This is a genomic window from Photobacterium gaetbulicola (assembly GCF_003025515.1).
Taxonomy (GTDB): Bacteria; Pseudomonadota; Gammaproteobacteria; order Enterobacterales; family Vibrionaceae; genus Photobacterium; species Photobacterium gaetbulicola.
This window is the reverse complement of sequence record NZ_PYME01000019.1, coordinates 17,183-34,046: the sequence shown is the minus strand read 5'-3', so window position 1 is coordinate 34,046 and position 16,864 is coordinate 17,183. Positions and strand designations below refer to the sequence as shown.

The 16,864-nt window shown below is 52.9% G+C and carries 18 protein-coding genes; 10 read left to right on the top strand and 8 right to left on the bottom strand.

From position 1 onward, the window contains the following. Positions 1 to 15 precede the first annotated feature (15 nt). The 5 genes from surA (at position 16) to apaH (ending at position 4,400) form a co-directional block, all read left to right on the top strand. Complete coding sequence (gene surA, locus C9J03_RS16750; protein WP_044624300.1) at positions 16 to 1,320, top strand: peptidylprolyl isomerase SurA; 1,305 nt, start codon at positions 16 to 18, stop codon at positions 1,318 to 1,320. Continuing rightward, entirely contained in the window at positions 1,307 to 2,299 is a 993-nt protein-coding gene (gene pdxA / locus C9J03_RS16745) for a 4-hydroxythreonine-4-phosphate dehydrogenase PdxA (RefSeq protein ID WP_044624301.1), read from the top strand. The genes surA and pdxA overlap by 14 nt, the downstream gene beginning before the upstream one ends. Next, on the top strand, positions 2,296 to 3,108 hold the full coding sequence (rsmA, locus tag C9J03_RS16740; protein WP_044624302.1) for a 16S rRNA (adenine(1518)-N(6)/adenine(1519)-N(6))-dimethyltransferase RsmA: 813 nt from the start codon (positions 2,296 to 2,298) through the stop codon (positions 3,106 to 3,108). Before pdxA ends, rsmA begins: the two co-directional genes overlap by 4 nt. Before the next feature lie 83 nt (positions 3,109 to 3,191). Then, positions 3,192 to 3,575 (top strand): Co2+/Mg2+ efflux protein ApaG, encoded by a 384-nt coding sequence (gene apaG, locus C9J03_RS16735; protein WP_044624303.1) that lies wholly within the window; start codon positions 3,192 to 3,194, stop codon positions 3,573 to 3,575. A gap of 9 nt (positions 3,576 to 3,584) precedes the next feature. After that, a complete protein-coding gene (gene apaH / locus C9J03_RS16730) occupies positions 3,585 to 4,400 on the top strand; it encodes a bis(5'-nucleosyl)-tetraphosphatase (symmetrical) ApaH (protein WP_044624304.1) in 816 nt (271 codons plus the stop codon). Positions 4,401 to 4,478: 78 nt separating this feature from the next. Here apaH and folA read toward each other — a convergent pair whose 3' ends face one another. The 7 genes from folA to rplU form a co-directional block, all read right to left on the bottom strand. Further along, positions 4,479 to 4,958, bottom strand: coding sequence for a type 3 dihydrofolate reductase (gene folA, locus C9J03_RS16725; protein WP_044624305.1), 480 nt, complete (start codon positions 4,956 to 4,958; stop codon positions 4,479 to 4,481). 29 nt (positions 4,959 to 4,987) lie between these two features. Next, entirely contained in the window at positions 4,988 to 5,461 is a 474-nt protein-coding gene (locus tag C9J03_RS16720) for a threonine/serine exporter family protein (protein WP_039456400.1), read from the bottom strand. After that, positions 5,458 to 6,249, bottom strand: coding sequence for a threonine/serine exporter family protein (locus C9J03_RS16715; RefSeq protein ID WP_044624306.1), 792 nt, complete (start codon positions 6,247 to 6,249; stop codon positions 5,458 to 5,460). Before C9J03_RS16715 ends, C9J03_RS16720 begins: the two co-directional genes overlap by 4 nt. Positions 6,250 to 6,375: 126 nt before the next feature. Further along, a complete protein-coding gene (gene cgtA / locus C9J03_RS16710) occupies positions 6,376 to 7,554 on the bottom strand; it encodes an Obg family GTPase CgtA (RefSeq protein ID WP_044624307.1) in 1,179 nt (392 codons plus the stop codon). A 139-nt stretch (positions 7,555 to 7,693) separates the two neighbouring features. Continuing rightward, positions 7,694 to 8,617, bottom strand: coding sequence for a DMT family transporter (locus tag C9J03_RS16705; RefSeq protein WP_044624308.1), 924 nt, complete (start codon positions 8,615 to 8,617; stop codon positions 7,694 to 7,696). Between the two features lie 65 nt (positions 8,618 to 8,682). Further along, entirely contained in the window at positions 8,683 to 8,940 is a 258-nt protein-coding gene (gene rpmA / locus C9J03_RS16700) for a 50S ribosomal protein L27 (RefSeq protein WP_007467532.1), read from the bottom strand. A gap of 18 nt (positions 8,941 to 8,958) precedes the next feature. Further along, positions 8,959 to 9,270, bottom strand: a complete 312-nt coding sequence (gene rplU, locus C9J03_RS16695) for a 50S ribosomal protein L21 (RefSeq protein WP_039456406.1) — start codon at positions 9,268 to 9,270, stop codon at positions 8,959 to 8,961. A 397-nt stretch (positions 9,271 to 9,667) separates the two neighbouring features. Between rplU and ispB the strand changes: the two genes are divergently transcribed. Next, positions 9,668 to 10,639, top strand: coding sequence for an octaprenyl diphosphate synthase (gene ispB / locus C9J03_RS16690; protein ID WP_044624309.1), 972 nt, complete (start codon positions 9,668 to 9,670; stop codon positions 10,637 to 10,639). Between the two features lie 147 nt (positions 10,640 to 10,786). After that, entirely contained in the window at positions 10,787 to 10,978 is a 192-nt protein-coding gene (locus tag C9J03_RS16685) for a hypothetical protein (protein ID WP_039456415.1), read from the top strand. A gap of 85 nt (positions 10,979 to 11,063) precedes the next feature. Here C9J03_RS16685 and mdh read toward each other — a convergent pair whose 3' ends face one another. After that, on the bottom strand, positions 11,064 to 12,002 hold the full coding sequence (mdh, locus tag C9J03_RS16680) for a malate dehydrogenase (protein WP_044624310.1): 939 nt from the start codon (positions 12,000 to 12,002) through the stop codon (positions 11,064 to 11,066). Between the two features lie 369 nt (positions 12,003 to 12,371). Here mdh and argR point away from each other — a divergent pair, with 369 nt between their 5' ends. The 3 genes from argR to C9J03_RS16665 all read left to right on the top strand — a co-directional run bounded on the left by argR (position 12,372) and on the right by C9J03_RS16665 (position 16,837). Further along, entirely contained in the window at positions 12,372 to 12,842 is a 471-nt protein-coding gene (gene argR / locus C9J03_RS16675) for a transcriptional regulator ArgR (RefSeq protein ID WP_039456419.1), read from the top strand. A 332-nt stretch (positions 12,843 to 13,174) separates the two neighbouring features. Next, positions 13,175 to 14,143: a TAXI family TRAP transporter solute-binding subunit gene (locus C9J03_RS16670; RefSeq protein WP_044624311.1), complete on the top strand. Its 969-nt coding sequence runs from the start codon at positions 13,175 to 13,177 to the stop codon at positions 14,141 to 14,143. Positions 14,144 to 14,257: 114 nt separating this feature from the next. Further along, on the top strand, positions 14,258 to 16,837 hold the full coding sequence (locus C9J03_RS16665) for a TRAP transporter permease (protein WP_044624312.1): 2,580 nt from the start codon (positions 14,258 to 14,260) through the stop codon (positions 16,835 to 16,837). The last annotated feature ends 27 nt before the right edge of the window (positions 16,838 to 16,864 follow it).

Here is a 16,864-nt window from a genome sequence, read left to right as displayed (position 1 = left end):
CGATGGAAACAAACTATGAAAAATTGGAAGTCTAGCTTGCTCGGTATCGCCTTACTGGGCCTTTCTGCCGGTACCATTGCCGCACCACAAGAACTGGATCGTATTGTCACGATCGTCAATGACAGCGTGATCCTGCAAAGCGATGTCGATGCCATGCTCAAAACCGTGCGCATGAATGCTGCCGGCCAGAACCAGCCACTGCCACCGGATGATGTGCTGGTTAACCAGATCATGGAAAAGCTGGTGATGGAAACCCTTCAACTGCAGCAGGCCGAACAGTTCGGGATCCGCATCGATGATAACCGCCTGGATCAGGCTATCAACCAAATGGCCGCCGAACAGCAGATGACGGTGGGCCAGTTGCAGCAAATGCTGGCAGCCAATGGCATCAGCTTCTCGATTTTCCGCGAACAAATGCGTCGCGACATGACCGCCAGCGAGGCCCGCACGATCCAAGTCCGCCGCCGGATCAACATCCTGCCGCAGGAAGTCGAAACCTTGGCAGGCCAACTGAGCCAGCATGAGCAGCAGGGCGTGCGCTACAATATCAGCCATATCCAGCTGCGTGTTGAAGAAGGCGCCAGCGCAGTAGAGCGCGATGCCGTCGCCAATGAAGCCCAGCAGCTTGTCAACCAGCTAAAAGACGGTGCTGACTTCGCCAACTTGGCCTACAGCTACTCTAAAGGCCCGAAAGCCCTGCAGGGCGGAGAGTGGGGCTGGATGCGCAAAGAGGAGATGCCGACCATTTTTGCCGATCAGATCCAATCTCAGGGTACCGGTGCTATTGTCGGCCCTTTCCGCAGCGGTGTCGGCTACCATATTCTAAAAATCAACCAGGTTGACGGCCTGGAAACGGTTTCCGTGACCGAGGTGAACGCCCGCCATATTCTGGTCAAGACGTCGGTGATCCTCAGCGATGAGGGGGCCAAAGAACAGCTGGAACAAGCCCGCCGGGCGATTCTGGCCGGCGAGCGCAGCTTCGCGGATGCTGCCCAGGCCCTGAGTGCCGATCCGGGATCGGCTGCCAACGGTGGTGAACTGGGCTGGCAGACGCCAGATCTTTATGTTCCTGAGTTTAAAGAAAAAGTGGAAACACTGCCGGAAGGCATGATCAGCGAACCGTTCAAAACGGTACATGGCTGGCACATTGTCGAGGTCCTTGACCGCCGCGATGTCGACCGCACCGATGCTGCAGTGAAAAACCGTGCCTACCGCATTCTGTTCAGCCGTAAATTCAACGAAGAAGCCCAGGCTTGGTTGCAGGAACTGCGTGCTGGTGCCTTCATCGAACAACCGGAACGTGCCGATGACCAAGGTTAAACGTATTGCCATCACCCCAGGTGAACCAGCAGGCATTGGCCCTGATTTGGTACTTGCCCTCGCCCAGCACAACTGGCCGCACCAACTTGTCATTTGTGCTAACGCCCAGCTTATGGTAGAACGTGCAGCCCAGCTCGGTTTGCCATTGGCTGTCAAAGCCTATGACCCGAGCCAAGCAGCCGCGCCCCACCGGGCTGGCACTATGGTGGTTGCCGATCTTCCTCTCGCCGCACAGGTGGAGGCAGGCACGCTCAACGAGCAAAATGGCCACTATGTGCTCAGTACTCTGGAGCGAGCCGCCCAGGGGTGTATGAGCGGTGAATTTGCAGCTGTCGTCACCGGCCCGGTCCATAAAGGGGTGATCAACCGGGCGGGAGTATCGTTCAGTGGCCATACCGAGTTTTTTGCCCAGCAATCGAATACTGCCCAGGTAGTCATGATGCTGGCGACCGAAGGGCTTCGGGTGGCTTTGGCCACAACCCATATCCCTTTGGCTTGTGTATCCAAGGCCGTTACCGAAGAACGGCTGCAGCAGGTGATCCGTATCCTGCATGCTGATCTTGTCAGCAAGTTCGGCATTGCCGAACCGAAAATTTATGTCTGTGGCTTAAACCCACATGCCGGCGAAGACGGCTGCCTGGGCACCGAGGAGATCGACGTGATCAGCCCGGCGCTGGAGCAGCTACGCCAGCAGGAAGGCATGGATCTGATTGGCCCACTGCCAGCAGATACCATCTTCCAAGAAAAATATCTGGCCGATGCCGACACGGTACTGGCCATGTATCACGATCAAGGGCTACCAGTGCTGAAATTCAAAGGCTTTGGTAAATCCGTCAACATTACGTTAGGCCTGCCCTTCATCAGAACTTCAGTAGATCATGGTACCGCACTGGAACTCGCCGGTACTGGACAGGCGGACACGGGTAGCCTTTGGACAGCGCTATCACACGCCCTCGAATTGGTAGAAAAACAAGCATGAGCAGCGATCAAGTCCACCTAGGTCACCGCGCCCGTAAGCGCTTTGGCCAGAACTTTTTGAACGACCCATACATCATTGATGGCATTGTTTCCGCCATCAACCCTCGCCCAGGCCAAAACCTGGTCGAAATCGGCCCGGGCCTTGGTGCAATCACTGAACCTGTCGGTAAAATGGTTGACAAGTTCACGGTTATCGAGCTTGACCGTGATCTGGCCGAGCGTCTTCGCAATCACCCGGATCTAGCTGACAAGCTAACCATCCACGAAGGTGATGCGATGCGTTTCGACTTTACACAGCTTCTTAAGGAAAACAACAAGCTGCGTATTTTCGGTAACCTACCGTACAACATCTCGACCCCGCTGATCTTCCATTTGCTGTCATTCCACGAGCACGTCGAAGACATGCACTTCATGCTGCAAAAAGAAGTCGTAAACCGCCTAGCAGCAGGCCCTGGCAGCAAGGCTTACGGTCGTTTGACCGTGATGACCCAGTACTACTGCCGCGTCATGCCTGTGCTGGAAGTGCCGCCAGAATCATTCAAACCAGCGCCCAAAGTTGACTCGGCCGTTGTCCGCCTGACGCCATATGAAACCTTGCCGCATCCATGTACTAACCTTAAATGGTTGGACAGGGTTTGCCGCGAAGGCTTCAACCAGCGTCGCAAGACCATCCGCAACTGCTATAAGTCACTGATGACTGGCGAACAACTGGAAGCGCTGGGGATCAACCCAAGTATGCGACCAGAAAACCTAACGCTTGAACAGTTTGTCACAATGGCAAACTGGCTGGATGCAAACCACGTCAAATAAATGTGCGTTCGCCAATGACATTGATTGAGCTGCCGGCACACTTTATCAAGTGCCGGTAGCTTGCCAAGAAAGGAAGCATAACAATGACAACGAGCGTAACACCAACCATCAAGTGCCGGGTCGTCACGCACTACCTCGAAGATCAATCCGAGCCTGATAACCAGCGCTATGTCTTTTCCTACACCATCACCATTGCCAACTTGGGATCTGGCGAGGCCCAGCTGCTAAGCAGACGTTGGCTGATCACCGATGCCAACGGCAAAAAGCTGGTGATTGAAGGGGAAGGCGTTGTCGGCGAGCAACCGACCATTCCGGCCAATGACGAATACACCTACACCAGCGGCACTATCATTGAAACACCGCTAGGGGTGATGCAGGGACATTACGTCATGGTCAATGGAAACGGTGACGAATTCGTCGCCGAGATCTCACCGTTTCGCCTGTCGGTACCCAATATTCTCCACTAAAGGATCAGTATGTCGACCTACCTCGTTGGCGATATTCAGGGCTGCCTCGATGATTTGCGCCAGCTGCTCGATACCGCCGGTTTCAACCCGCACCAAGATCAACTATGGCTAACTGGGGATCTTGTTGCCCGAGGCCCCCAGTCACTTGAAACACTGCGCTTTGTCAAAAGTCTCGGCCAACAGGCAACCACGGTGCTGGGTAACCACGACCTCCACCTGCTGGCCGTTGCCGAGGGCATTGCCAAAAACAAGGCCAAAGACAAACTCCAAGCTATTCTTGATGCGCCGGACCGCGATGAACTTCTGCATTGGCTTCGCCACCAGCCACTTTTGGCCGAGCACCCGGCGCTTTCCTTTGTCATGACCCATGCAGGGATCCCGCCGCAATGGAACCTGAAACAAGCAAGAAAGCGGGCCAAGGAGGTCGAGCGTGTACTGCAAGGTGATAATTACCGTTGGCTATTAAAGAACATGTACGGCAATGGACCCGATACATGGTCGGCAGATCTGAAAGGGATCGCGCGCTACCGCTATACCATCAATGCTTTCACCCGGATGCGTTTCTGCTATCCGGATGGCCGGCTCGACATGGCATGCAAACTGTCTCCACAAGAAACCGCCAGCGACCAACTGGTGCCTTGGTTCGCCCTTGCACGCCCTGAGATGGGCAAGAAGATGATTTTCGGCCACTGGGCAGCACTGATGGGCTACGAGGATGATAAGGTAATAGGGCTCGATACAGGCTGCGTATGGGGTAACAGCATGACACTACTTCGCTGGGAGGACGGGGCCCGCTTCGAGCACGCCTGTCCGGTACACGCCTGATCAGTTTTGTCCCCCCAAGAACAGAAGAGGCTTGCCGTCGGGCAAGCCTCTTTTTGTTAAGGGCCGCAGCATAACCTGTCAGCGCTCTAAAATCACAAACCGCATATCATGGGCATTTTTCTCATCGGCCGCGTAGGACTCGCTATGTACTTCCTGCCAATGATCCCCCCAGTCAGGAAACTGAGTATCGCCCTTAACCTCCAAATCAATGAAAGTCAGGTACAGACGGTCGGCCTCTGCCAGGCAAGCGGCATAAATGCTGCCCCCACCGATAACCATCAACTCATCGACATGACCGGCAGCCTGCTTGGCCGCTTCAATATCAGCGACAACCGTGACCCCTTCGGCTTGGTAGTCTGCATTACGGCTGATCACAATATTATGGCGGCCCGGTAGCGGACGACCGATGGATTCGAAGGTTTTGCGCCCCATCACCACCGGCTTACCCATAGTAACTTTCCTGAACCAGGCAAAATCGGCGGGTAGGTGCCATGGCATGGCGTTGTCTTTACCGATGATCCGCGCCTTGGCCATCGCGGCAACCATACTGATCTTCATAATCTCTCCTCTGTTTCTGTTGGCAAGAGTTATACCACAGGACGGCGGCGATAAAACAGCAAGCCGGGCATAGCAAGACCAATAGCGAGCGAAGCAACGATAAATACCGCCTTGAGCATGTTTTCCACCAACAAACCCCATAGCTCGGGGGTAAAGCCGCGATGGTTGATCTCAACCAGTGCGATCATCGCTTTGAAAGCAAACACACCGGGTACCATGGGGATCATAGCGGCAACGGTAAACACCTTGGGGTGAGCAAGAAAACGGTGGGACCAATGTACCCCAATCATCCCAACCAGGGTTGCTGCACACAGGGTCGCCCACTCAATCGACAGGCCCCAATGCATCAGGGCAAAGCGGCAGCCGTGGCCAAGCGCCCCGCCGATAGCACAGTACTTCAATGCCTTCGGCGGCACGTTAAACACCAGGGCAAAACCAACCGCCGGGATCAAGGCAAAGAACATGTCATTGAGAAGTGCCAGCAAAAAGTCGATAGTGATCATGACAGCCACCCCCATACCCCGAGCACATTCATGGCAGCAACGATCCCCATACTGGTCGACAGCGTCAACAAACTGGCCATGGTCCAGCGTGCTATCCCCATGTTGGCGTACCCTTTGACCATGTCAGATATGGCATTAATCAGCGGGAAGCCCGGCACCAACATCAATACCGAAGAAGCCATCGCCAGAAACGGGGCCTCGCCGATTTGATACACTTGCCCGAATCCGGATATCAAGGTGGTCACAAAAGCGGTAACACCGAAATTGAGCAGAGGATTGAAATGGCAATGGGCGATTTCCTGACGGACGAACATCCCCACCGCCGATGCCACAAAGGTCAGCGCAAACACCGGCCAGTCACCGCCGGCCAAGCGACTGAAAGAAGCACACGACAGGCCGATCATCACGATCACCAGGTAGCGGTTGTAGCGCATCGGCTGGATCTGCTCGAGTCGCTGGTGGACGCCGTCGACATCCAGGACGCCCCGCTCGGCCATGATGCACACCCGCTGGATCTCGGTCACCACCTGCATGTTGATCCCGCGATCCTGGCACCGCCTCGTCGTAGTAATACAGCGACCGTCGCTCAGGGTGGTCAACACCATTGAGCTGGCGGACAGGGACACTTCCACACTGTCCACCCCCAGCGCCAAGCCTAACCGCCTAGCGACGTCCATGACTAAGGTGCTTTCAGCACCGTGCTGCAATAATCTTTGTCCCGCCAATACTGCCAGGCGGGAAATCTCCCGCTGTACCGGTTCAGTCAATCCGCCGCTTGACTCCGCCATTTCTGTCCCCTACCTCTAATTTGTGATCCGAATGATGAATTATCATACAAATTTACAATTATCAGCTTGATTAGGCACAAAAAAACCGCCCTTGCAGGCGGTTTTTCATCACTGAGGTACTACCAATTATGGCTTGTAGATGATTTCGACATCATAGTCGTCTTCGTTCCAATCATCCCAGTCATCGTCGTCGTCATCAGCGTCAGCATTCTTAACTTGCTGCTCGTGGTAATCATCCCACTTGAATTCGACTTTCTTCTCTTCGGTCTCTTCCTCGTCCTCTTCGAAGACTTGAGCCGGCATCGACTCGATCTGGCGCATCAGATCATACGTCAGCTCTTTGGTCCCCATACGATTTAGGGCGGAAATACAGTAATAGTCACCTTCCCATGCCAGAGCATCCAGTACTTCGTCGATCTTCTCCTGAGCTTCTTCCTCAGGCATCAAATCAACCTTATTGAACACAATCCAGCGCGGCTTATTGGCCAACTTGTCACTGTACTTCTCTAGCTCATTGAGGATAGTGAAGGCATTCTCGACTGGATCCGAGCCATCGGCAGGCAACAGATCAACCATGTGCAGCAATACACGGCAACGCTCAAGGTGCTTCAGGAAGCGAATCCCCAAACCAGCCCCGTCAGCCGCACCTTCGATCAAACCAGGAATATCGGCAACCACGAAGCTGCGCTCGTTATCGATGCGCACAACACCCAAGCTAGGCACCAGCGTGGTGAACGGGTAATCCGCCACTTTCGGCTTAGCCGCCGATACCGAACGGATAAAGGTGGATTTACCTGCATTCGGCAAGCCCAGCATACCCACATCGGCCAATAGCAGAAGCTCAAGGCGAAGGTGACGTACTTCCCCCTTGGTACCCATAGTCTTCTGGCGTGGAGCACGGTTGACCGAAGACTTGAAGCGGGTGTTACCCAGACCGTGGAAGCCACCTTTGGCTGCCATCACCTTCATGCCATGCTGAGTCAAATCCGCGATCACTTCGCCAGTCTCTTCATCCACAGCACGAGTACCAACCGGCACCGAAAGAACACAGTCCTCACCGCGTTTACCAGTACAGTTACCACCACGACCGTTCTCGCCACGCTGCGCAGCATGGAATCGTTCAAAGCGATAGTCGATCAATGTATTGAGGTTTTCATCGGCCAGTAGGTAAACATCGCCACCATCACCGCCGTCGCCACCGTCAGGACCACCTTTCGGGACATACTTTTCACGACGGAAGCTTACTGTACCGTTACCGCCATCACCGGCGTCAACACGAATTACCGCTTCATCTACAAACTTCATCTCTTTCTCCGCACTGTGGCGTTAAAACTATCCAACCCGGATAGCGCTATCCAAGTTGCTATTAACCTATTGTACAACCAAACGTCGTGCTTATCCGACCTTTTGTCGTGCATGACCGTGGGCAACACAGGTGCCCATATTACTTTCGCTTCAGCAGGCGATGGCCGATAGCGCTGAACATCGCCCCACCGACGACAATCAAGGCACCGACATAGCCCCACTGATTCAGAGCGGCGGGTGCTACGTAGTCAGGCCATACCAAACTGGCCAGATCTACAAACAGGATCGTAAACAGCGGCGCCAAGGTAATGACCGCACTCACCTGTGATGCCTGCCAGCGGGCCATCGCTTCGGCAAAGGCTCCATATCCCACCAACGTATTGAGGCAGCAAAATATCAGCATGCCCAACTGACGCGGATCCATCAGCTGGATCTGGCTTGGTGTTGCCACTGGCATCAAGATCAGTGCACAGATCACATAGATCATCAACAAGATCTGCGGTGACGAAAACTGCCTAAGCATGCGCTTCTGGGCCAAGGCATACACCACCCAAACCATCGCGGCAGCTATTGCCAGTAATACGCCGGTGGTGTACGCGCTCATGCTGGTAAACAGCTCGGCCAATCGCTCATTGAAAAACAGCAATAAGCCGGACAACAAGGCCACCACGCCCACCACCTGATGCTTGCCCAGGGACTCCTTGAACAACCAGACACTGGACAGCAGCAGCATCATCGGGGCCAGCTGCATAATCACCTGAACCACCGCCGGGTTGAGGTAAGACAGTGAGCTGTTAAACAGTACAAAATTACCCGCAAGCCCCAAGCTTGCCAGCAACATCAGACTGCCTCCCTTGACCCCGAGGCCAGTTAGGCTGGGCAATTTGCGTCGGTAGGCCAACCAGAGGCCCAAACCGATGGCTGCCGTCATGAACCGGTACCAGACAATGGTAAAGGGATCCATCACCTCGACAGCCTGCTTCATTGCAATGGGCAGCGCTCCCCAGAATACCGCGGTCAACAATGCTAGGAGCATCCCAACCGTGGGATTTTGCTGTGGCATAAAGCCCCCCATAAACAAAAAGCCCCGCCAGTAGGCAGGGCTTTATCATTCGTGTCGAGACCGAATTATTCAGCTTCGATAGAAACGAATTTACGGTTCTTAGGACCTTTAACTTCGAACTTCACTTTACCGTCAGATAGAGCGAATAGAGTGTGGTCTTTACCTAGGCCTACGTTGTTACCTGCGTGGAACTTAGTACCACGCTGACGTACGATGATGTTACCTGCTAGTACAGATTCGCCACCGAAACGCTTAACACCAAGACGTTTACTTTCTGAATCACGGCCGTTACGAGTAGAACCGCCAGCTTTTTTGTGTGCCATCTTTAAATTCTCCTGTTATTAAGCGCTGATGCCAGTAATTTTGACTTCAGTGAACCACTGACGGTGGCCCGCTTGCTTACGAGAGTGCTTACGACGACGGAACTTAACGATTTTTACTTTATCGCCACGACCGTGAGTAACTACTTCAGCAGTTACTTTACCGCCAGCTACGAAAGGTGCGCCTACAGTTACTTCTTCGCCGTTAGCTACTAGAAGTACTGAGTCAAATTCAATGCTAGCGCCTGTTTCAGCGTCTAGTTTTTCTAAGCGTAGGGTCTGGCCTTCGCTTACACGGTGTTGTTTACCACCACTTTGGAAAACAGCGTACATGTCTTACTCCGCTTGTCCGCATAGGCCATTTGCCACGTATGATTTGGGCAATGGGTATGCGCTTAATCTTGTCATCAATAGGGCGCGAATGTTACGCGAAATTAGGGCTACTGGCAAGCGCTTGTGCAAAGAAAATTGGCGAAAAGCTGCTCAGTAATAAAAGTCATCGATTTAAACGCAATCGAGGTTATGAAGATTGCTGTCTTTTAGTGTAATATCCGATAATTAATTTTTCTTGGTTGATGAACAAATCTCGACGAAGCAACCCTTTTGCCACTTACTGTGAGCCACTTCCCATTCTGCTGGCGCTTGTTCGGCTTGGGGCAATGCTGATTCGCTATCAACCAATACGCACAACAATCCGCCGGGTGCGGCACATTACTTTGCTGGATGTACAATGGATTTCAAAGCTATCCAAGCGCTCACTGCCGATGATATGGCACAGGTCGACGCGAAGATACTGGCTCAACTGAACTCAGATGTAGCCCTCATTAATCAACTTGGTTTTTACATTGTCAGCGGCGGCGGCAAACGCCTGCGCCCGATGCTTGCTGTACTGGCAGCCCGTGCCCTTGACTACCAAGGCGAGCAACACACCACCGCAGCGGCCTTTGTGGAATTTATCCATACTGCCACCCTGCTGCATGACGATGTCGTCGATGAATCAGATATGCGCCGGGGCAAAGCCACTGCCAATGCCATGTTTGGCAATGCAGCCAGCGTCTTGGTCGGCGATTATATCTATACCCGCTCGTTCCAGATGATGACCAGCCTACGATCCTTGCGGATCCTCGATGTCATGAGCGAGGCGACCAACGTGATCGCCGAGGGGGAAGTACAACAGTTGATGAACTGTAACGATCCCGACACGACTGAAGAGAGCTACATGCAGGTGATCTACTCCAAGACCGCCCGCCTGTTCGAAGCCGCCACCCAGATAGCCGCCATTCTCGTCGATGCCCCTGCCGATATCGAACGTGCCCTGCAAGATTACGGTCGCTACCTCGGTACGGCCTTCCAGCTGATTGATGATGTCTTGGACTACAATGCTGACGGCGATGAAATGGGCAAAAATGTCGGTGACGATCTGGCCGAAGGCAAGCCGACCCTGCCGCTACTGCACGCGATGCAACACGGTAACACCGAGCAAGCAGCCATGATCCGCGAGGCTATCGAAAAGGGCAACGGCCTCGACAAGCTCGAACCTATTCTGGCATGCATGAAGCAGGTCGGTTCACTCGAGTATACCCAGCAGCGCGCCGAGGAAGAGGCAGAAAAAGCCATTGCCAGCTTGGCCCCGGTTGCCGACAGCGAATACAAGGACGCATTGGTTGCTCTGGCCCATCTTGCTGTTCACCGCAATAAGTAATCCCTAAATTGCACGTCGAAAGCCTGCCTCCCGGCAGGCTTTTTTGATCCCCGCTCACCCAACCGCCGTATCCATCCATCAGATGGACAGTATTCTATAGTTATATCAATAAAGGCGGGATCATCAAGATCACGACAGGAGGCCACCATGCAAGCGAAAGAACTGAAGCCAGGAATGTGGGTTGAATACCCTCAGGGCGTTGCTGAAGTTATCGATGTGGATCAAGAACACAACACTGCGATCATCGAGAACATGAGTGATCACCGCAGGATCAACATTAACTGCAATGATCTTGTCGAGCAGCCTCAGCTACACACCGGTTGCGACACTTACTATTGAAAATCGCCAATAGGCAACACCCAGCAAAAAAGAAGCGGCCCGAAAGCCGCTTCTTGTCATACTGCCTAGCTGTGCTGGTCAGAAATTACTTCGCAGCAAACTCTTCGCCTTTAGCAATGTCGCCCTGCAGAGTATCTAGCATACCTTCCAGCGCTTCCTGCTCAAACGCACTCAACGCACCGTAATCCATCACCTCTTCGACACCTTCTTTACCTAGCAAAATAGGCTGTGCGAAGAAACGGGCATGCTTGCCATCACCTTCAACATACGCACATTCAACTTGGCCCGTTTCGCCCTGAAGAGCACGAACCAGTGACAAACCGAAGCGGCAGGCCGCCTGGCCCATCGACAAGGTCGCAGAACCGCCACCCGCTTTTGCTTCAACCACTTCAGTACCCGCGTTCTGGATACGTGGCGTCAATGCTTTGATTTCTTCTTCGGTGAATTCAACACCTTCTACCTGAGACAATAGCGGTAGAATTGTCACACCAGAGTGGCCACCGATAACAGGAACACGGACTTCACCCGGATCAACGTTCTTAAGCTCGGCCACAAATGTCTCAGAGCGGATAACATCCAGCGTAGTCACACCAAATAGCTTACGCTTGTCGTAAACACCCGCTTTTTTCAGTACATCAGCGGCAATTGCCACCGTGGTGTTAACTGGGTTAGTGATGATACCCACGCAGGCTTTCGGACAAACCACCGCAATTTTTTCAGCCAGTGACTTCACGATACCCGCGTTCACATTGAACAGATCAGCACGATCCATCCCTGGTTTACGGGCGACACCCGCTGAAATAAGAACAACATCAGCACCTTCCAGTGCCGGAGTTGGATCTTCACCGGCATATCCCTTGATAGAAACAGGAGTTGGGATATGGCTCAGATCAGCCGCAACACCTGGTGTTACTGGGGCAATATCGTACAGTGCCAGATCTGATCCTGCTGGTAGACGATTTTTAAGCAACAGGGCAAGAGCCTGGCCGATACCACCGGCCGCACCAATTACAGCAACTTTCATGTTCGTTCTCCTTTACGATAGAAGTATAAATTTTCAGACCTAATCATATGAAATCACAGTCGAATTAAAACACTGATTTCATATCACAAACAGAACTGACGTTATAGCAACCCATAGAGAAATACAATCAGATGCCACCAGCTTTGCGATATCGCGCATAAGCAAGAATAAAATGTGCTACATCCCTATAACATTTCACTCCCACACCTTGACGAGGACAGCGCGTGAAAGTTGCATATACACCAATATTTATTCAGTTTCTGCCTCTATAATGGTGATACATGCACCAGTTTACTTGAACACTGTTTGCTTGGATCCAAAAAGTTGTGCCAGAATACAGCACCTCGTCCCTGCACATGAAATTTACTTATGCGAAATTCAGATAAACAAGAACGCTTGGTCAAAGCATTCAAGGCAATCCTAAAAGAAGAGAAATTCAGCTCTCAGGGTGAAATCGTCGACGCATTGAAAGCCCAAGGGTTCGACAATATCAACCAATCCAAAGTCTCTCGCATGCTGACGAAATTCGGTGCAGTACGTACCCGCAATGCGAAGATGGAAATGGTCTACTGCTTGCCGGTAGAGCTTGGTGTACCGACAACCAGTAGTCCTCTCAAAGAGTTAGTGATGGAGATTGGCTATAACAGTGCCCTCGTCGTCATCCATACCGGTCCGGGAGCCGCCCAGGTCATCGCCCGCTTACTTGATTCTCTGGGTAAGGCAGAAGGGATCCTGGGTGTTGTTGCCGGTGACGATACTATCTTTATCACACCAACCAATGCCATTTCGACAGAAGAGCTGTATAACTCTGTTTGTGAGCTGTTCGACTACAGCAAGTAATTGCTTATTTCGCCCCCGATACCAGGTAGCAGACGATAGGTTTTGCTGCTTGGTATTGTGAGAGTTAGATCACAATAAGACAAACTTTCACCAAACCACCACTCATATTGCAAGCTCTTGATTGTTTTAAATAATTATTCTTTCCTTTCTGACTGTCAGCAACTATTTCCACTCTGCTAACCCCCTATTATTGTTAACATAGTTTTAAAGTTATGGCTTTGTTTTGATATCATTGGCCAGATTCAGCGATAAATTACCTCCAGGTAGGCACGCCTTACCGCTGATGGACAAGGCTTTTCTCCGGAAATAACAACAACTAGGAAGGGATAAACATGGCATTAAAGCAACTCGTCAAAGTCAGTGCACTTGCTGCCGCAGTTATGACAACTGGCATGGCCAATGCCCAAAGCTTCATCACTATCGGGACCGGCTCAGTGACCGGTGTTTACTACCCGACTGGTGGGGCTATTTGTAAGCTCGTCAATAAGGATCGCAAAGAACACGGCGTTCGCTGCTCGGTAGAGTCCACCGGTGGCTCGATCTATAACGTCAACACCATGCGAGCCGGTGAGCTGGACTTCGGCATTGTCCAGTCTGATTGGCAATACCATGGCTATAACGGCACCAGCAAGTTCGAACAGCAGGGGCCATACAAGAAGCTGCGTGCTGTCTTCTCGCTGCATACCGAACCATTCAATATCATTGCCCGCACCGATTCCGGTATCAACGGTGTCGAAGATCTGAAAGGCAAGCGCGTCAATATCGGTAATCCCGGCTCGGGAGACCGTGCCACCATGGGAGTGGTGATGGACGCAATGGGCTGGACCAACAAAGACTTCAAATTGGCTTCCGAGCTCAAAGGTTCAGAGCGTTCGCAAGCGCTGTGCGACAACAAGATTGATGCCTTTGTTTATGTGGTCGGCCATCCAAACGGTTCCATCAAGGAAGCAACAACTTCTTGTGATGCCAAGTTGATCCCGGCCGCAGGACCAAAGATCGACCAGATCGTGGCTGACAACCCGTACTATGCCAAGAGCACCGTACCTGGCGGCATGTACAAGGGAACTGACAGCGACGTAAACAGCTTTGGTGTTGCGGCGACACTGGTTTCCTCTACCGATGTTTCTGATGATGTGGTCTACGCTGTCGTGAAGTCCGTTTTCGAAAACTTCGACACGTTCAAACGTCTCCACCCAGCATTTGCCAACCTTAAGCCAGAAGACATGGTTAAAGATGGCCTGTCTATTCCTCTACATCCCGGTGCTGTGAAGTACTACAAAGAAGCAGGTTACCTGAAGTAACACTGCGCTAGGCAACACTACCTTGCAAGCACCGCCTCTTGGTGCTTGCTGTTTTCAATATATTCATTCCGATAAATGCTAATCACACCCTAGCCCATCGAAAAAGGATTATGCATGACGAAGACAACACAATCGTCGACAGATGTGCAAGATATGGTGGCTCAGGCGGATACCGGGGCAAGAAGCCCGAAGGGACTGGCTGGACGTATCCTGTGGGTTGTTCCACTTTGTTGGTCACTGTTCCAACTTTGGTACGCTTCGCCGTTACCGTTTATTTTTAACTTTGGCGTTCTAAACGACACTGAAGCCCGTTCGATTCACTTGGCATTTGCCGTCTTCCTGGCATTTACCGCCTACCCTGCACTGAAACACTCACCGCGAGACAGGATCCCGCTGATCGATTGGCTCCTTGCGCTGGCAGGCAGCTTTGCCGCGGCCTACCTGTTCCTATTCTATACCCAACTGGCTGGCCGCTCTGGAGCCCCGACCCAGATGGATATTGTGGTCGCTGTTACCGGTATGGTGCTACTGCTTGAAGCGACTCGCCGCGCACTAGGGCCCCCCTTGATGGTCGTCGCTGCCGTCTTCTTGCTCTACACTTTCGGCGGCCCTTACATGCCGGATGTTATTGCCCATAAAGGTGCCAGCCTCAACAAGGCCATGTCACATCTGTGGCTGACCACGGAAGGGGTTTTCGGAATCGCGGTCGGCGTCTCCACCTCGTTCGTATTCCTGTTTGTTTTATTTGGCGCCATGCTTGAGCGTGCCGGTGCCGGTGCCTACTTCATCAAGGTGGCCTTTTCGCTGCTAGGCCACATGCGTGGCGGTCCCGCCAAGGCCGCCGTCGTCGCCTCGGGCCTATCTGGCTTAGTATCAGGCTCATCCATTGCCAACGTAGTCACCACCGGTACCTTTACCATCCCGCTGATGAAAAAAGTTGGCTTCCCTGGTACCAAGGCCGGTGCCGTCGAAGTAGCCGCATCAACCAATGGTCAGCTGACTCCGCCAATCATGGGGGCGGCAGCCTTCCTGATGGTGGAATACGTCGGGATCTCATATGTCGAAGTCATCAAGGCCGCCTTGCTGCCAGCTCTGATTTCCTACATCGCTCTGATTTATATCGTGCACCTAGAAGCCTGCAAAGCTGGGATGTCCGGTCTTGAGCGTCGTTATAAGCCGACCCTTGCCCAGAGCCTGCTGTCATTCTGCGGCACGATCCTTGGCTTGATTGTTGTCAGTGCCGCGGTGTACTACGGCGTGGGCTGGACCAAGGATGTCTTCGGCGCAGCAGCCACCCCGATGATCGCTGCAGTGATCATGATTGCTTACGTCGCTTTGATTAAGCTCGCCGCAGATTACCAAGATCACGCGCTAGAGGATCCTAACGCCGACATTACCGAAGTACCGGATCCCGGACCGACCATGAAGTCAGGCCTTTACTTCCTGTTACCGATTGTGGTGCTGGTATGGTGCCTGACGGTAGAGCGCTTCTCGCCGGGACTGTCTGCTTTCTGGGCAACGGTATTTATGATCTTCATCCTGCTGACCCAACGTCCATTGCTGGCGCTCTTCAATAAAGAAAAGACACTGGCTGAAGCCGGCAAAGAAGGGGTTGTCGACCTGCTGGAGAGCCTGGTATCAGGGGCTCGCAACATGATCGGCATCGGTGTGGCAACGGCTGCGGCGGGTATCGTCGTCGGCGTGGTCACCCTCACCGGGATAGGCTTGGTGATGACCGAGTTCGTCGAGTTCATCTCGGGCGGTAACATCATTCTGATGTTGCTGTTCACGGCTCTGATCAGCTTGATCCTCGGTATGGGGCTGCCGACAACGGCCAACTACATCGTGGTATCGACTCTGATGGCTCCGGTTATTGTGACCTTGGGCGCCCAGCACGGCCTGATCATTCCATTGATCGCTGTTCACTTGTTCGTTTTCTATTTCGGCATCCTTGCTGACGATACCCCCCCTGTCGGCCTAGCGGCTTTTGCCGCGGCCGCCATCGCCAGAAGTGATCCTATCCGGACCGGTATCCAAGGTTTTACCTACGACATCCGGACGGCCATCCTACCGTTCATGTTCATTTTCAATACTCAGCTACTGATGATGAATATCGATTCCTGGTGGCACCTGATGCTGACCGTCAGCTCTGCGATTATTGCGATGCTCACCTTCTCCGCTGCGACCCAGGGATGGTGGTTTACCAAGACCAAATGGTGGGAGATCGCCGCCCTGCTGCTCATCACCTTCTCCTTGTTCCGTCCAGGCTTCTGGTGGGATATGGTCTATCCGCCCAAGCACGAGATGCCAGGTACCTTAATCACCGATGCGGCGGACAAACTCGCCATCGGCCAGCCGCTTGAGCTCCAGGTCAGCGGGGAGAACCTGGAAGGAAAATTCGTCTCCAAGCATGTCTTGCTGCCCTTTGACGAGCGCGCCGTCTCAGCCGATGAACGGATTGATTCTACCGGTCTGATGCTGCGTCAGGACGGCGAGAAGATGATCGTTGATATGGTGGAGTTTGGCAGCCCGGCAGAGCAGGCAGGCATCGACTTTGACTGGGAAATCACCACGGTCAGCCTCCCTGCCGTCAGGCCAATGAAAGAGTGGGTATTCATTCCTACCTTGCTGGTGCTGGGTGCCCTGGGCTGGAACCAGCGCCGACGAGCCAAAAAACTGGGTCATATCAAGTAAACCCCAATCTGACCCTTTCATCACGAA

Bases quoted from the DNA above. Each gene is read 5' to 3' on its own strand.
- surA (WP_044624300.1), top strand. From the start codon at position 16: ATGAAAAATTGGAAGTCTAGCTTGCTCGGTATCGCCTTACTGGGCCTT.
- pdxA (WP_044624301.1), top strand. From the start codon at position 1,307: ATGACCAAGGTTAAACGTATTGCCATCACCCCAGGTGAACCAGCAGGC.
- rsmA (WP_044624302.1), top strand. From the start codon at position 2,296: ATGAGCAGCGATCAAGTCCACCTAGGTCACCGCGCCCGTAAGCGCTTT.
- apaG (WP_044624303.1), top strand. From the start codon at position 3,192: ATGACAACGAGCGTAACACCAACCATCAAGTGCCGGGTCGTCACGCAC.
- apaH (WP_044624304.1), top strand. From the start codon at position 3,585: ATGTCGACCTACCTCGTTGGCGATATTCAGGGCTGCCTCGATGATTTG.
- folA (WP_044624305.1), bottom strand. From the start codon at position 4,958: ATGAAGATCAGTATGGTTGCCGCGATGGCCAAGGCGCGGATCATCGGT.
- C9J03_RS16720 (WP_039456400.1), bottom strand. From the start codon at position 5,461: ATGATCACTATCGACTTTTTGCTGGCACTTCTCAATGACATGTTCTTT.
- C9J03_RS16715 (WP_044624306.1), bottom strand. From the start codon at position 6,249: ATGGCGGAGTCAAGCGGCGGATTGACTGAACCGGTACAGCGGGAGATT.
- cgtA (WP_044624307.1), bottom strand. From the start codon at position 7,554: ATGAAGTTTGTAGATGAAGCGGTAATTCGTGTTGACGCCGGTGATGGC.
- C9J03_RS16705 (WP_044624308.1), bottom strand. From the start codon at position 8,617: ATGCCACAGCAAAATCCCACGGTTGGGATGCTCCTAGCATTGTTGACC.
- rpmA (WP_007467532.1), bottom strand. From the start codon at position 8,940: ATGGCACACAAAAAAGCTGGCGGTTCTACTCGTAACGGCCGTGATTCA.
- rplU (WP_039456406.1), bottom strand. From the start codon at position 9,270: ATGTACGCTGTTTTCCAAAGTGGTGGTAAACAACACCGTGTAAGCGAA.
- ispB (WP_044624309.1), top strand. From the start codon at position 9,668: ATGGATTTCAAAGCTATCCAAGCGCTCACTGCCGATGATATGGCACAG.
- C9J03_RS16685 (WP_039456415.1), top strand. From the start codon at position 10,787: ATGCAAGCGAAAGAACTGAAGCCAGGAATGTGGGTTGAATACCCTCAG.
- mdh (WP_044624310.1), bottom strand. From the start codon at position 12,002: ATGAAAGTTGCTGTAATTGGTGCGGCCGGTGGTATCGGCCAGGCTCTT.
- argR (WP_039456419.1), top strand. From the start codon at position 12,372: ATGCGAAATTCAGATAAACAAGAACGCTTGGTCAAAGCATTCAAGGCA.
- C9J03_RS16670 (WP_044624311.1), top strand. From the start codon at position 13,175: ATGGCATTAAAGCAACTCGTCAAAGTCAGTGCACTTGCTGCCGCAGTT.
- C9J03_RS16665 (WP_044624312.1), top strand. From the start codon at position 14,258: ATGACGAAGACAACACAATCGTCGACAGATGTGCAAGATATGGTGGCT.